The sequence below is a fragment of the Tamlana crocina genome (genome assembly GCA_040429635.1).
Lineage (GTDB): Bacteria > Bacteroidota > Bacteroidia > Flavobacteriales > Flavobacteriaceae > Flavisericum > Flavisericum crocinum.
Map to the genome: position 1 here is coordinate 2,119,078 of CP158972.1, position 14,490 is coordinate 2,133,567.

At 38.4% G+C, this 14,490-nt stretch carries 12 protein-coding genes; 7 read left to right on the forward strand and 5 right to left on the reverse strand.

Features of this window, described 5'->3' with window-relative positions; genetic code table 11:
- Positions 1-108: 108 nt before the first annotated feature.
- Complete coding sequence (locus tag ABI125_09370) at positions 109-2,634, reverse strand: PIG-L family deacetylase (GenBank protein ID XCF04936.1); 2,526 nt, start codon at positions 2,632-2,634, stop codon at positions 109-111.
- Between the two features lie 355 nt (positions 2,635-2,989).
- On the reverse strand, positions 2,990-5,596 hold the full coding sequence (gene clpB, locus ABI125_09375) for an ATP-dependent chaperone ClpB (protein ID XCF04937.1): 2,607 nt from the start codon (positions 5,594-5,596) through the stop codon (positions 2,990-2,992).
- 203 nt (positions 5,597-5,799) lie between these two features.
- Between clpB and ytxJ the strand changes: the two genes are divergently transcribed.
- The 3 genes from ytxJ to ABI125_09390 all read left to right on the forward strand — a co-directional run bounded on the left by ytxJ (position 5,800) and on the right by ABI125_09390 (position 7,764).
- Positions 5,800-6,189, forward strand: a complete 390-nt coding sequence (gene ytxJ, locus ABI125_09380; GenBank protein ID XCF04938.1) for a bacillithiol system redox-active protein YtxJ — start codon at positions 5,800-5,802, stop codon at positions 6,187-6,189.
- Between the two features lie 3 nt (positions 6,190-6,192).
- A complete protein-coding gene (locus ABI125_09385; GenBank protein XCF04939.1) occupies positions 6,193-6,600 on the forward strand; it encodes a gamma-glutamylcyclotransferase family protein in 408 nt (135 codons plus the stop codon).
- Positions 6,601-6,669: 69 nt separating this feature from the next.
- Complete coding sequence (locus tag ABI125_09390; protein ID XCF04940.1) at positions 6,670-7,764, forward strand: adenylate/guanylate cyclase domain-containing protein; 1,095 nt, start codon at positions 6,670-6,672, stop codon at positions 7,762-7,764.
- Positions 7,765-7,830: 66 nt separating this feature from the next.
- Here the strand turns inward: ABI125_09390 and ABI125_09395 are convergent, their stop codons facing one another.
- Both ABI125_09395 and fahA read right to left on the reverse strand, forming a co-directional pair.
- Complete coding sequence (locus tag ABI125_09395) at positions 7,831-9,015, reverse strand: hypothetical protein (protein XCF04941.1); 1,185 nt, start codon at positions 9,013-9,015, stop codon at positions 7,831-7,833.
- A 213-nt stretch (positions 9,016-9,228) separates the two neighbouring features.
- Positions 9,229-10,512: a fumarylacetoacetase gene (fahA, locus tag ABI125_09400; protein ID XCF04942.1), complete on the reverse strand. Its 1,284-nt coding sequence runs from the start codon at positions 10,510-10,512 to the stop codon at positions 9,229-9,231.
- A gap of 205 nt (positions 10,513-10,717) precedes the next feature.
- Here fahA and glyA point away from each other — a divergent pair, with 205 nt between their 5' ends.
- Positions 10,718-11,989: a serine hydroxymethyltransferase gene (gene glyA / locus ABI125_09405; protein ID XCF04943.1), complete on the forward strand. Its 1,272-nt coding sequence runs from the start codon at positions 10,718-10,720 to the stop codon at positions 11,987-11,989.
- 123 nt (positions 11,990-12,112) lie between these two features.
- Here glyA and ABI125_09410 read toward each other — a convergent pair whose 3' ends face one another.
- Positions 12,113-12,745 carry a TetR/AcrR family transcriptional regulator gene (locus ABI125_09410; GenBank protein ID XCF04944.1) on the reverse strand — a complete coding sequence of 211 codons (633 nt, stop codon included), beginning with the start codon at positions 12,743-12,745 and terminating at the stop codon, positions 12,113-12,115.
- 82 nt (positions 12,746-12,827) lie between these two features.
- Between ABI125_09410 and ABI125_09415 the strand changes: the two genes are divergently transcribed.
- The 3 genes from ABI125_09415 to ABI125_09425 are packed head-to-tail and all read left to right on the forward strand — an operon-like array spanning position 12,828 to position 14,376.
- Positions 12,828-13,244, forward strand: a complete 417-nt coding sequence (locus ABI125_09415) for a hypothetical protein (protein XCF04945.1) — start codon at positions 12,828-12,830, stop codon at positions 13,242-13,244.
- A complete protein-coding gene (locus tag ABI125_09420; protein XCF04946.1) occupies positions 13,241-13,612 on the forward strand; it encodes an NAD(P)-binding protein in 372 nt (123 codons plus the stop codon). Before ABI125_09415 ends, ABI125_09420 begins: the two co-directional genes overlap by 4 nt.
- Positions 13,609-14,376 (forward strand): FAD-dependent monooxygenase, encoded by a 768-nt coding sequence (locus tag ABI125_09425; GenBank protein ID XCF07895.1) that lies wholly within the window; start codon positions 13,609-13,611, stop codon positions 14,374-14,376. The genes ABI125_09420 and ABI125_09425 overlap by 4 nt, the downstream gene beginning before the upstream one ends.
- Positions 14,377-14,490: the final 114 nt, after the last annotated feature.

The following is a 14,490-nucleotide window of genomic DNA, read 5'->3' on the forward strand; positions in this document are numbered from 1 at the left end:
AGGATTTGGTTATGAGGTAAAACACAAAAAAGTAAATGGCATTGGCTATTAAAACTACGGAATACCATTTTTGCCAAATTTGTTTCGGGGCTTTATTGTCTTCCATGATTAATCGTTGAGTTGCGCTTGTTCATTGATATCTGTTTTGCCAATGGAAAGCATATTAGCAAATAGTCGGTAGGCCCCGGAAACGCCGGCAGGGAATTCCCTAAAAAAGCTTAATCCGGTGTAAATGTAATAGCCCTTTCCGTGTTTGGCAACCAATAAGCTACCGTTTTTAGGGCTTTCGCCTTTATCGTTAAGCGATAAAATGGGTGTGAATTCCTTGCTCCAAGAATCTGGGAAATAGAGTCCGCGTTCCTGTGTCCAGCCTTCAAAATCCTGTGGGGTAATTTTATTGGGTTCATTTAAAACCGGGTGCTCGGGTTTTAAAAAGCGTACCTCGGCATGCTCGTCGGTAACACGGTCTCGCGATACGTGCAGTTCATACGGAGCCAACTCTTCAGTTTTTAAGCCTCGATTGGTGTTGTATTGTACGATCATGTTTCCGCCATCGGCCACAAAATCGAAAAGTATTTGCTGTTTAAATTTGAGTTCTTCTACGGTATTGTATGCCCGTATGCCGACTACAACGGCATCAAAATGTTTTAAGGTTTCGGGAGTAATTTCAGAAGGATTCAACACGCTAACGTTGTACCCAATTTCGTGTAAACTTTCAGGAACCACATCGCCCGCACCAGGAATGTAAGCAATATTTTCACCTTTCTTTTTAATGTCTAAACGCACAATTTTACTTGCGCTGGGCAATAAAACCGTTTGAAACGGAATATGATTATAATCAATTTCAATAAGTTCTTTCGAGTAGGTTTTATTTTCAATATGGGCCGTGGGTTTTAAGAAGCCTTCATTTTGGTTTTTTGGCGGAATAACCGTGTAAACCAATGTTTGTTCTTCGCCCTTATTAGCTATGTTTATCTTTTGCTTTTTGGGGTAAATGCTCCAGTTTTCAGGATGCGCTATTTGTACGTAGCCCGTCAAGTTATCGCGGCCGGCCTTTACCGTAACGTGAATGTCGCGTGGTTTATCATCGCTGAAAATAATCACTTTTTCGGTAAGGGCAACCGATACTTCGGGAATGATTTCAAACGGACGGTACAGTTCACCTTTGTCGGGTTGGGCGTAGCGGTGAATAATATTTTTTGAAAATGTAAACGGTGTGCCTGCAATTTGCAAATGGAAATCGACTTTTAAAGTTTTTGGCGTTTCGGGGAGACCGATGAGTGATTTGTCATCCACTCGGTACATGCCCAAAGAACCTTTCTTTTCCAACCAATACGGTGAGGTGTAAGCAGCTTCGCTTTCAATTTTTATTGGTTCTTTAAAATTATATTTTACGTTATTTTTTAATGCGATATTTTTTGAAATGTTGGGGTGGTTTGGGGTAATTAAACTCATCAAAGTAATGGGCACATCGCTTCTGTTCAGCACTTCAAGGTTTACGTTAATAGTCTCAGAAGGTGTGGCCATACTGGTATCGGCTGAAGCCTCTAAATACAAACCAGCGCACATTTCAATAATCGATTTTAGCTCTTTTGATTTTTGGGTTTTCCAATACTCGTTCTCAATATTCTGAAGCAATTTGTAGGCTTCCACCAATTGCGGAATATGTTCCGAAGGGTTTTTAAAATTGAAATTCGCTTCTACTTCATTCAAAATATTACCGATGGCCTTTCCGCCTTTAATGCGGTTCCAAGAGGTATCGATACCCGAAAACATATCGTTGTTGTTCAAAAGTGGCTCGCCCTTTAAAAACTCGATGTATTCGTTTTGATTGCCCCGTTGTAGGTTGGTACCAAAGCCCTGACTTAAATGCTGGCTCCGTGCTAAAGCAGCGACTTCGTTGTTTGAGATGCCTGTGAGTGGATAATAGGTGCCAATATCGAAACTGAGCATGTTGCTTTTGTCGGCTTGTTCAAACTTTTCCTCGCTGCCATAAAACCACCAGCTGGTATTAAAAAATATGCGCTTGGGCTGCCAAATGGAAGTATGCTCAAGTTGCTCGGGAAAGGCAGATGGATTGTTGGCCAAATCAAATGCTTCCATGCTCAACATGGCCGAACCGGTATGGTGGCCGTGGGTAGTGCCGGGCGAGCGGTGGTCAAAACGATTGATGATCACATCGGGTTTAAACTTTCTAATAGCCAAAACCACATCGCTCAATACTTCGTTTTTATTCCAAATGTCGAAAGTTTCGTCGGGGTGTTTGGAATAACCAAAATCGTTGGCCCTCGAAAATACTTGTTCGCCACCATCAACACGTCTGGCCGCTAAAAGTTCCTGGGTGCGGATGACGCCCAAAAGTTCCCTGATTTCAGGACCTATAAGGTTTTGTCCGCCATCGCCACGGGTTAACGACAAGTAGGCCGTATTGACGTTTAAATGATTGGATATGTACGAAATCAATCGGGTGTTTTCATCATCGGGATGTGCCGCCACATAAAGCACCGAGCCCAAAACATTAAGTTTTTGGATGGATTTATAAATTTCGGCAGAAGATGGGGTTTTAGGTTTTTGGGCTTGAAGAGAAGCCCAAGTAAATACGAATAAAAACAGGTAGAGTAAAGTTCTTTGCATCGTGTTATGTTAAAGAAACCAAATATAAAAAAGAAACCAGCGTTTGGGCTGGTTTTAAACTTTATTTAACGGTTAAGCTATAGCGACACACTGTTGATTTTTAAATTTGTTTATAGCTCATTTTTTCAGAGTCGGGACTTGGTTTTTGCGGTTCGGCGGGAATAATGGGGCGTGCATGCTGCTCGAAGAATAACTGTTGAATGGAATCCATCCGTTATTATCATGTTTTTGATTAGGCACGAAATGTTTGAAGGGTTTACAGTTTTAAATAAAAAAAGCAACACTAGTATTTTTTATGGACTGTGTTGCTTTTTTTTATCCCGATTACTCGGGTAGTCAATCAAACTAATAAATCTTAAAATTTTTCTTGAACGAGGTCGCCTTGGTTTCTAAACACCAGTTTATCGTCAAATGCATCGAGTAAAATGATGCTATCTGTTGTGACTTTCCCCGCCAAAATCTCTTTACTTAAAGCGTTAAGCACTTCTTTTTGGATAACGCGTTTTACAGGTCGGGCACCATATTCTGGATTGTAACCTTTGTCGGCCAAGTAACTCACGGCTTCTGGTGTAGCATCAAAAGTGATACCTTGTTTGGCTATCATCTTAGTGATGTTTTTTAGTTGAAGCCCCACGATATCAATTATGTTTTCCTTGCTTAAAGGTGTAAACATAATAGTATCGTCTATTCGGTTTAAAAACTCAGGCCGCACCGATTGTTTTAACAACGCCAATACATCTACTTTGGCGACTTCTATGGCCGTTTCTATGTCTTTTGTGGCTTCAAAACGCTCTTGAATAATGTGGCTTCCAATGTTGGAAGTCATGATGATAATCGTGTTTTTAAAATCGGCCACTCGTCCTTTGTTGTCGGTTAATCGGCCTTCATCCAATACCTGTAGCAAGATGTTGAATGCATCGGGGTGTGCCTTTTCAATTTCATCTAGCAGTACCACCGAATACGGTTTTCTTCTCACGGCTTCGGTCAGTTGTCCGCCTTCATCATAACCTACGTATCCTGGAGGCGCACCTACCAATCGACTTACGGCGTGGCGTTCTTGGTATTCGCTCATGTCAATTCTGGTCATGGCGTTTTCGTCGTCGAACAAGTATTCTGCCAATGCTTTTGCCAATTCGGTTTTACCAACACCAGTGGTTCCGAGGAACAAAAAGGTGCCGACTGGCTTTTGTGGATTTTGCAATCCGGCACGGCTACGTCTTACGGCGTCACTTACGGCTTCAATGGCTTCCTCTTGGCCAACCACACGCTTGTGCAATTCGTTTTCAAGCTTCAAAAGTTTTTCACGTTCGCTCTGCAGCATTTTGGTAACGGGTATGCCTGTCCACTTGGCAACCACTTCGGCAATATCATCATAAGTGACTTCCTCTTTTATTAAGGAATTTTCACTTTGTTCCTGCAATTGCTTTTGAAAGATTTCAAGTTGCTCTTGGGCTTGTTTTATTTTACCATAGCGCAATTCGGCCACTTTTCCGTAATCGCCTTCACGCTCGGCCCTTTCAGCTTCCAATTTGAAGTTTTCAATATCCTGTTTGGTGTTTTGGATATTATCGACCACTTCTTTTTCACTTTTCCATTTGGCATTGATTTCGTTACGTTCTTCTTTTAGGTTTGCTAAATCGGAACGCAGGCTTTTCAATTTCGCTTCGTCTTTTTCGCGTTTAATGGCTTCGATTTCAATTTCAAGCTGCATAATTTTTCTGTCCAAAACATCGAGTTCTTCGGGTTTGGAGTTGATTTCCATGCGCATTTTTGAAGCAGCCTCATCCATTAAATCGATAGCCTTATCAGGTAAAAAACGGTTGGTGATGTAGCGTTGCGACAATTCTACCGCACCGATAATGGCATCATCTTTTATACGCACTTTATGGTGTGTTTCGTATTTTTCCTTGATACCGCGAAGTATGGAAATGGCACTTTCGGTATCGGGTTCATTTACCGTAACTTTTTGGAAACGTCGTTCCAGGGCCTTGTCTTTCTCAAAGTATTTTTGGTACTCATCTAAAGTGGTTGCTCCAATAGCGCGCAGTTCGCCACGGGCTAGGGCAGGCTTTAAAATGTTGGCAGCATCCATAGCACCTTGTCCGCCACCCGCACCAACAAGGGTGTGGATTTCGTCAATAAACAGTACGATATCGCCATCGCTACTGGTTACTTCTTTAATAACGGCTTTTAGGCGTTCTTCAAATTCACCTTTGTATTTTGCGCCGGCAATAAGTGCCCCCATATCGAGCGCGAAAATTTGTTTGTCTTTTAAGTTTTCAGGAATATCGCCATCAATAATTCGATGAGCCAAACCTTCGGCAATAGCCGTTTTACCCGTACCGGGTTCGCCAACCAAAATCGGATTGTTTTTGGTACGACGTGATAAAATTTGAAGAATTCTTCGTATTTCTTCATCACGACCAATTACCGGATCTAACTTGCCATCTTTGGCCAGTTGGTTTAAATTTTTAGCGTATTTGCCCAGAGAGTTGTAGGTGTCTTCCTGGCTTTGCGATGTTACGCGGTCGCCTTGGCGTAATTCAGCAATAGCAGCGTTCAAGGTTTTTTCGGTAACACCTTGGTCTTTCAACATCTGTGCTATTTTACTATTCGATTTAAAAATCGCCAAAATCAAATGTTCAATCGATACATAATCATCTTTCATTTTCTTGGCAATAATCGATGCTTCGTTAAGCGATTTTCCAGCTTCACGAGACAACATCAGTTCGCCACCCGAAACTTTAGAAAAACTTTCCAGCTGCTTGTCTAAAGCTTGTTGAAGTATTGAAACGTTAACGTTCAATTTTTTCAAAATGAAAGGTAAAACGTTTTCATCCACCTCAAAAATGCCTTTAAAAAGGTGTTCGTTTTCTATTTGTTGGTGCCCCAAGCCTTGCGCGGTTTGTTGCGCTTGCTGGATGGCTTCCTGCGATTTTATGGTATAATTGTTTAGGTTCATATTTGTATTTTTTTTAGATTCCCTTTTAGAGAACCTGATTTGTTTTTTACTTTTACAACCACACAAAGTCAATTATCTTACCAATGTAGTAAGGGAGACAAAATGTCTGTTAAATACTGATTTGTAGTGACTTTTTGTCCGTTTGTAAGATTTGAAATTTGATTCGACTGAGTTAAAAATGATTAAAAAGAAAGAGAAGTTTTATGGGGTTATTAAATAAATTATTTGGAGGTTCAGACGAACCCAAAGAAGAAAAGGCCTTGCCTTGGATTGAATTGAACGCCGTTAATCAGCTGGACGATATTCAGCAAAAATCAAACGAAAAAACACAATTCATCTTTAAACATTCTACGCGTTGTGGTATTAGCCGTATGGTAAAAAAGCAATTTGAGGCCGATTACAATTTAAACGACACCGATGCCGATTTATACTATTTGGATTTAATTGCCTTTCGTGAGGTTTCCAATGAAATTGCGGCTAAGTTTCAAGTGCTTCATGAATCGCCGCAATTGTTGGCCATTAAAAATGGAAGTGTTGTGGCGCACGATAGCCACGGAGCCATCAACAATCTGGATTTAGGTCAGTTTGTTTAATCCATGACTTCTACTTATTTGTTTGTTTACGGCACGTTGTTGAAAGACACCGGCAACGATATGGCCAGTTTTTTGCACGCTCATTCTGAGTGTTTGGGCAATGGTTATTTCCACGGAAAACTTTACAGAATATCTTGGTACCCCGGCGCAGTTTTAAGTGAAAACACTTCTGAAAATGTACACGGAAAAATATTCAAAATACACGATGCTGCCGTGTTTAAAGTGCTTGATGACTACGAGGGCACTGGTATCAACTATCCCGAACCGCATTTGTTTAAAAAAGAACAAGTTACTGCTTTTTTAGAAGATGGTGCAACGATTGAAACCGTTGTTTATCTTTATAATTTACCGCTTGATGGATTACAGCAAATTAAATCGGGCGATTTTTTAAAACACGTTTCGGATAGCTAAAAACGTTGGGGCAGACTTTCTTTTTTTATGAAGAAAGGTTAACTTCGTTTTCTGCATTAACCAACCACCATGCTCGCATCGCGCATTAAGTACAACCTTTCCAGAATATTGCCGTTTGGTGTTATTTGGTTGCTGTTGGCATTCGTTTTTCTGTTTATTGAATACGCCGCAGCACCTACCACCGTGGCCGAAGGCGCTATAAAAGTTAATCTTAGGGTGTTGCTTTTTGCATGTAGTACCATTTTTGTTTTGGGGCTGATTATTGGCACGATTGAACTTTACGTGATTAATCCGTTGTTTACCAAAAATAGTTTTGCAAAAAAAATGTTGGGCAAGTTGTGTATTTACATTTTACTCTTGTTTGTTATTTTATCATTTACCTTTCCCGTGGCGGCCAGCTTGGAGTTGGGCGTGTCTGTTTTTAGCGAAGCGGTTTGGACTAAGTTCGCGGTATTTTTAAAAAGCCTGACTTTTTGGAGTACGGCTTTGCAATTGGGCGTATCGTTGGGTATTTCGTTGTTTTATGTGGAGATGAGCGAAAATATGGGGCATGGCGTATTACGCAATTTGCTCACCGGAAAATACCATAAACCCCAAGAGGAAACACGTATTTTTATGTTTTTGGATATGAAATCCTCAACCACGATCGCCGAGCAGTTAGGGCATGTTAGATATTTTGATTTGCTAAATGCCTATTATCGCGATTTGTCGGGGGCGATTATTGACTTCTCGGGTGAAATTTACCAATATGTGGGCGATGAGATTGTGGTGTCGTGGCCATTAAAAAAAGGATTGCAAAACAACAATTGTTTAGCCTGTTTTATGCAAATGAAAACCGCCTTGCAGCAACGTGCCGAGTGGTACAAAACACAGTTTGCAGTAGTGCCGACATTTAAAGCGGGTTTCCACATGGGCAAAGTCACCACAGGCGAAATAGGAAGCCTTAAAAAAGACATCATTTTTACTGGCGATGTGCTCAATACTACCGCGCGTATCCAAGCATTATGCAACAGTTTTGGAGTTGAAATTTTGATTTCCAAAGTGTTGGTGGAGGCTTTAAAACTTGATGACACTTATACTTTGACTTCTTTAGGGGAAACGGAACTGCGGGGTAAAGCTGAGGCATTGGAATTGTATACGGTTGCTTTTGGTTTTCCTAGCTGATGCTGTTATGGGGCGGGACAAATGATATAAAAAACGCCCAACTCAAGTTGGGCATTTTTCTATATTTTAATTCAAAGAATACGAATTCATAATATTTTTGAGTTGGAGTTTAAGGTCTTCTCCGGTGTCGAAAATCATTTGTTCTTCGGTAGGGAAGGGCACACGTCTGTTGTTTAAAAAGGGGAGAAGTGTGGTTTCCAAAGCCCGGCGGTCGCCACGGGCATCGGCGTAAATGTGTTCAAACACAAACTCGCTATCCACCGGAAAGGCATCCGCAAGCTGTTTGGTGTTTAAATTGTAATACTCCACATTTCCGGCCACTTTAACCGCCTTAAATTGTGTGAATTCATAAAACTCGCAACGCACGGTTTTTAAGTTGTCCACTTCAATGGTATTGCCCAAACTGTCTTTAACTTGGTTGCCCTTCTCGTCCAATAATAGTTTTTTGCCATCTACAATTTGCTTTTCCTTAATGATTTGGCGCTCTCTTATTTGTTCGGGCGAAGTGTTTATTTCCCGCAAATTAACGCGCATATTGTAATCGTACTTTACCTCGTTTGTGGGGTTGTTGTGGTACACCGTCCATAGGTTATTCAATCCGTAAGTGCTGAAATTCAACAAATCGTCTTCCAATCGCTGCGGAATCACTTTTCGGGTATCGTTTATCATTTCAACCAAAACAAAATCTGTCCCCTTTTGGTGTGCCACTTCCATAAGTTGGCGTACATCTTTATAATTCGGGTTGATATCTTCAATATCACGAAATTGGTCGTACGCAAAACGGTAATCCATTTTATGGGCTGTTTTTGACTTTAAAACATTAGTGGCGTTGATATAAAGTTGTTCTGAAGCACCGTTTTTGGCTCCAATAATTTGGTTGTGGTAATTTGAAAAATTAAAACGGACTTCCTTCCCGTTAACATAAAGCGGCAAAATGTGCTTGATACGTTCTTGGCGGTTATCCAAAGCCACATAGGCATCGTAAATACGAATGTAATTTTCGGGATTGTTGTCTTTTTTGAGGAAATCGATGTTATCCAAATCGCGGGCGGTGGCTTTATTGTAGGCCTCGTGGAGCATGATTATAAAATCGGCTTTTCCTTTTTTGTCCTTATTGGTGCGTAATTTATCCAAGGCATAAGAAATAGCCTGATCGTAATTGCCCACACTTACGGCTTTTTCTATTTGTTTGCTCGTACTGCACGATAGTGCCATGAGAGCCACTAAGCTGAAAAGTAAAAATTTCTTCATAGGTTAATCGTTTTGGTTTATTTGGAAGGCTTTTCAATTTTGATGCCAAAATAATTAAACTTCCGATTAAAAACTAATTAATCCGACTAAATGAAAAATTAATTTGATATTTGTATGAAAAATATTTAAAATTTAACTATATTTAAAAATGAAAATGCTCCGCTAAGGGAGCACTTTTTACTGAAATTCAAATATTTGTATAATTGATTATATCTATTTCTTGCCAAAAACCGGAAGCAGTTTGGTGGACACTTCGCCAAAACCAATACGGGTACCATCTTTTTCGCAGTAACCTCGCATAATCACGGTATCGTTATCGTTAATGAATTTACGTTCGGTGCCATCTTTCAAGGTAATGGGTTTTTCGCCTTTCCAAGTCAGTTCTAACATAGAGCCATAACTGTCTTCGGTGGGGCCAGATATGGTGCCGCTCCCCATCATATCGCCCGAATTAACCGGACATCCGTTTACGGTATGGTGCGCCAATTGTTGTACCATGTTCCAATACATGTATTTAAAGTTGCTTTTGCTCACCACGGTTTCTTTGGCACCGTTGGGTTGAATGGCCACCTCTAAATTAATATCGTAGCTCTTTTTGCCTTTATATTTTAGGTAGTCCATTTGTGGTTTTACAGGTTTCGGCCCAGCAACGCGATAAGGCTCTAGAGCATCGAGTGTAACAATCCACGGCGAAATGGACGTGGCAAAACTTTTTGCTAAAAACGGGCCTAATGGCACGTATTCCCATTTTTGGATGTCGCGTGCGCTCCAATCGTTCATCAATACCAAACCGAAAATATATTCCTCTGCTTCATCAATGGGGATGGGTTCGCCCAAATCGTTGGCGTCGGTAGTAATAAAAGCCATTTCCAATTCAAAATCCACTAATTTACTAGGGCCAAAAATGGGCTCGGTAGCACCGTTGGGTAAGGTTTGGCCTTGCGGACGGTGAATGGGAATGCCCGATGGAATAATAGAAGAACTCCTTCCATGATACCCCACGGGAATGTGCAGCCAGTTCGGCAACAAAGCATTGTCGGGATCCCGGAACATACTGCCCACATTTTTGGCGTGTTCCATGCTGGAATAAAAATCGGTGTAATCGCCAATCTGCACGGGCAATTGCATTTCAATTTCATCTAATCGAAATAGCACGATTTCTTTATGGCTTTTGTTGTTTTTAAGCGTGTCGTTATTACTATCAAAAATGTCGGCAATGCGGTTTCTAACGGCTCGCCATGTTTTTCTTCCGTCGGCAATAAAATCGTTCAACGAATCCTGAAGAAAAATATCGTCCGTTAAGGCAATGCCTTCAAAATATCCCAACTGGTGCAATGCACCCAAATCTATGGCGGTATCACCAATTCGAGTTCCAATGGTAATGATATCGTCGCGAGTTAAAAACACCCCAAACGGAATGTTCTGAATCGGGAAATCGGAGTTTTTATCAACGTGCAACCACGAAGTTCTATCTGGATTGTTAGCGGATAATGGCATAACTTTATTCGGTGTTTATTATTATAGTATTCTCATCAAACCTACATAATTTTTTTATTTTATCTGAAAAAATATAAAAAAATGTAGGATAGTTTTAACAGTTAAAAAGATGGTTTATAACTTCGTGCTAATTAACCGTTTTTTGATGGGTATAAATAATCTATTTGTTATTTTTGCCGAATATTTAACTAGAACATTTTTTAATATGCAACGTGACGAACAAATTTTTGAACTAATACAAGCCGAGAAAGAACGTCAACTACATGGTATTGAGTTGATTGCTTCTGAGAACTTTGTGAGCGAACAAGTGATGGAAGCTGCTGGATCGGTATTAACCAATAAATATGCGGAAGGATACCCCGGAAAACGTTATTACGGCGGTTGCGAAGTGGTTGATGAAGTAGAGCAAATAGCTATCGATAGAGCAAAAGCTTTGTTTGGCGCGGCTTATGTTAATGTTCAACCACACTCTGGTAGCCAGGCCAACACGGCAGTTTTTGCTTGTTGTTTAAAACCGGGAGATAAAATTTTAGGGTTCGATTTATCGCACGGTGGGCACTTAACGCATGGTTCGCCAGTAAACTTTTCTGGTAAACTTTATAACCCGGTGTTTTATGGGGTAGAGCAGGAAACCGGAGTGTTGAATTATGATAAAATTCAAGAAATTGCTACCAAAGAACAGCCAAAATTGATTATCGCTGGTGCTTCTGCTTACTCTCGCGATATCGATTTTAAACGTTTCAGGGAAATAGCCGATAGCGTTGGTGCTATTTTAATGGCCGATATTTCACACCCAGCTGGTTTAATTGCCAAAGGAATTTTAAACGACCCGATTCCGCATTGCCACATTGTAACCACTACAACCCACAAAACGTTACGTGGACCAAGAGGCGGTATGATTATGATGGGGCAGGATTTTGATAATCCTTTCGGAATTAAATTGAAAAACGGAAACTTGCGTAAAATGTCGTCGTTATTGGATTCTTCGGTATTCCCAGGAAACCAAGGTGGTCCATTGGAGCACATTATCGCCGCTAAAGCGATTGCTTTTGGGGAAGCTTTAACTGACGATTTCTTAAACTACCAATTGCAAGTGAAGAAAAACGCCAGCACTATGGCCGATGCTTTGGTTGAAAAAGGGTATAACATCATTTCTGGTGGTACCGATAACCACTGTATGTTGATTGATTTACGAAACAAAAACCTGTCTGGTAAAGATGCGGAAGAAGCTTTGGTAAAAGCTGATATTACCGTAAACAAAAACATGGTGCCATTTGATGATAAATCACCATTTGTAACTTCTGGTATCCGTTTGGGTGTTGCTGCGGTAACCACTCGCGGTTTGAAAGAAAACGATATGTTGGCCATTGTGGAGTTGATTGATGAAGTAATTACCAACTTTGAGGATGACGCAACTTTAGAAACTATAAAAGAAAGAGTAAACAGCATGATGAAGGACAAGCCTTTGTTTGTATAGTTTTCTTTTAAAATAGATGATATAAAAAATCCAGCTTTTTAGCTGGATTTTTTTTGCTTTAAAAGTTGATTTTTAATGTTTCTTTTAACGGTTTGTATATGAAAAGTAGCGTGTTCTCTGTAATTAAAAATCACCCGATACTGAAAGAATAGAATGATATTCTTTTTGACCTTTTGAGGTTAAATAAGGAAAAATTGCTTGAGTTAAAATTTCCGAATATTTTGGAATTACTTTTTTTGTAGTCTTAGAATTATGAATTTCAACATCAGAAATCCAAAACTCACTTAACATCTGAAAACGTTTATACAAATTTTTATATTCATTTAGCAACATTTCTTTTCGCATTAAATCATTTTCAATTAACAACTTAAAAATCATTAAAAACTGCTGTTCTCTGCGAGTAGATAATTCAGAATAATGAGTTTTTACCTTTTCGTTTTCACGCATAATTTGAACAAAATCAAGAAGGAAAAAACGATATTCATAAAAGTTAAACATTATTGTTTGAGAAATACTTATTAACAACTGGAAAGGGTTTTTAGATTCTTTAATGCTTGACATACTACTGTCAATATTTTGTACCAATTGAAAATACAAAGTCTCAATAATATCTTCACGCTTTTTGAAATGATAATTTAAATTCCCTTGACTTATTTCCATCTTATTGGCAATTGTCCTTAGCGTCACTTTAGACAAGCCAAGTGAATTAAATAATTCTAAAGAAGTTTCTAAAATTATTTCTTTGGTTTTTTTCATCTTACAAAGATAAATAAAATAGTATACTTGACCTAAAAACAAAATAAATTAGTACTTTTGACCTAATTTAAAATTAGTAGAAATGAAAGTTGAAAAAATTAGCAGTAAAATAGCAAGTTGGTCGTTAATATTCGTTGGTATTGGTCACACAATTACAGATTTAACAAGTACAAAAACGGAATCACAAAATGATTTCATCATTAAAATGAAAGAATGCCCAATAGAAGTATTAGGAAGTGAAACCAATATATTTTCCTTTCATCAAGGTTTTAGTTTAATGATGGGAATATTACTTTTTGGATATGGACTATTAAATATTCTAATTTTGAGAAACAACCAAGCATCAACTATTCCAACTAACATTATAATTCTTAACAATATAATTTGTGTAACCTCATTCGTTTTATCAATTAAATATTTTTTTATAGTGCCAATTGTATTCACAGGCATAGCACTTTTAGGATTCGCAATTTCATTAATTATTAAACTTAGAAAATGAAAATATCAATAATAGGCTCAGGAATTGGAGGATTAACTACTGCCATTGCTTTAAAACAAAAAGGGTTTGAGGTAGAAATATTTGAAGCATCGAAAGAATTTAAAAAGGCAGGTTCTGGTATTAATTTAGCAATTAACGCAATGCAAGTTTTTAAAAGATTAGGTATTTATAATAAGATTTCAACTTTAGGTAGTTATACAGATTCTATGCTTATAACGGATGAAAAATTAAATACAATTACCAAGGTGAATTTAGAAAACGCAGAACTTGAACATAAGGTCAAAACATATGCTATTCATAGAGCCACTCTACATAATATTTTGGTCAATGAATTAAATGACATAAAAATACATTTAGGAAAAAAATAAAGTCATTAAATCAAGTAAAAGATGAAGTAAATTTCACTTTTGAAGACGACACTTCATACACTACAAATATTTTAATTGGTGCTGATGGGATTCATTCTGTGGTTAGAAAATCAATCATTGACAACACTGAAATACGAAAAGCGAAACAAGTATGTTGGAGAGGAATAGTAAAAATGTATATTCCAAAAAAATATCAAGCAGAATTGAACGAGTTATGGGGAAAAGGAAAACGTTTTGGCTTTGTTAAAATTAATGAAAATGAAGTGTATTGGTACGCACTTGCAAATTATAAAACTGACTATAAAAAGGAATTTTATAATGCTCATTTGGAAGAATTATTTTCAGATTTCAGTCCATTAATTAAAAAAATAATATCTACTACAGAGAAAAGGAATGTGATTTTCAATGAAATGATGGACTTAAAACCAATTTCAAGTTGGCATTATAAAAATGTATGTTTAATCGGAGATGCATCTCACGCAACTACACCAAATTTAGGGCAAGGTGCTTGTCAAGCCATTGAAACTGCTTTTGTTATTGCAGAATGTCTATCAACTGAAAACAATACAAAATTAGTATTTCAAAAACTCGAAAAAATAAGAAAAAAGAAAGTCGAAAAAGTTATAAATACAAGCTGGACAGTTGGTAAAACAGCTCACTTAGATAACAGAGTTGGAATCTTTTTCAGAAATAACATTATGAAACTAATACCAAAAATAATCACTGAAAAACAATCGACTTCTATTTATAAGCTGAACTATTGAAAATAACTACAGAGAACACCGTATATAATTCATTGCTTGGTTCTCTACTACTTACGAAAGTTCTCGCGGACTTTCTTGGTCGGTAATTATTTACTAAATAAGTTTCTTAAACCA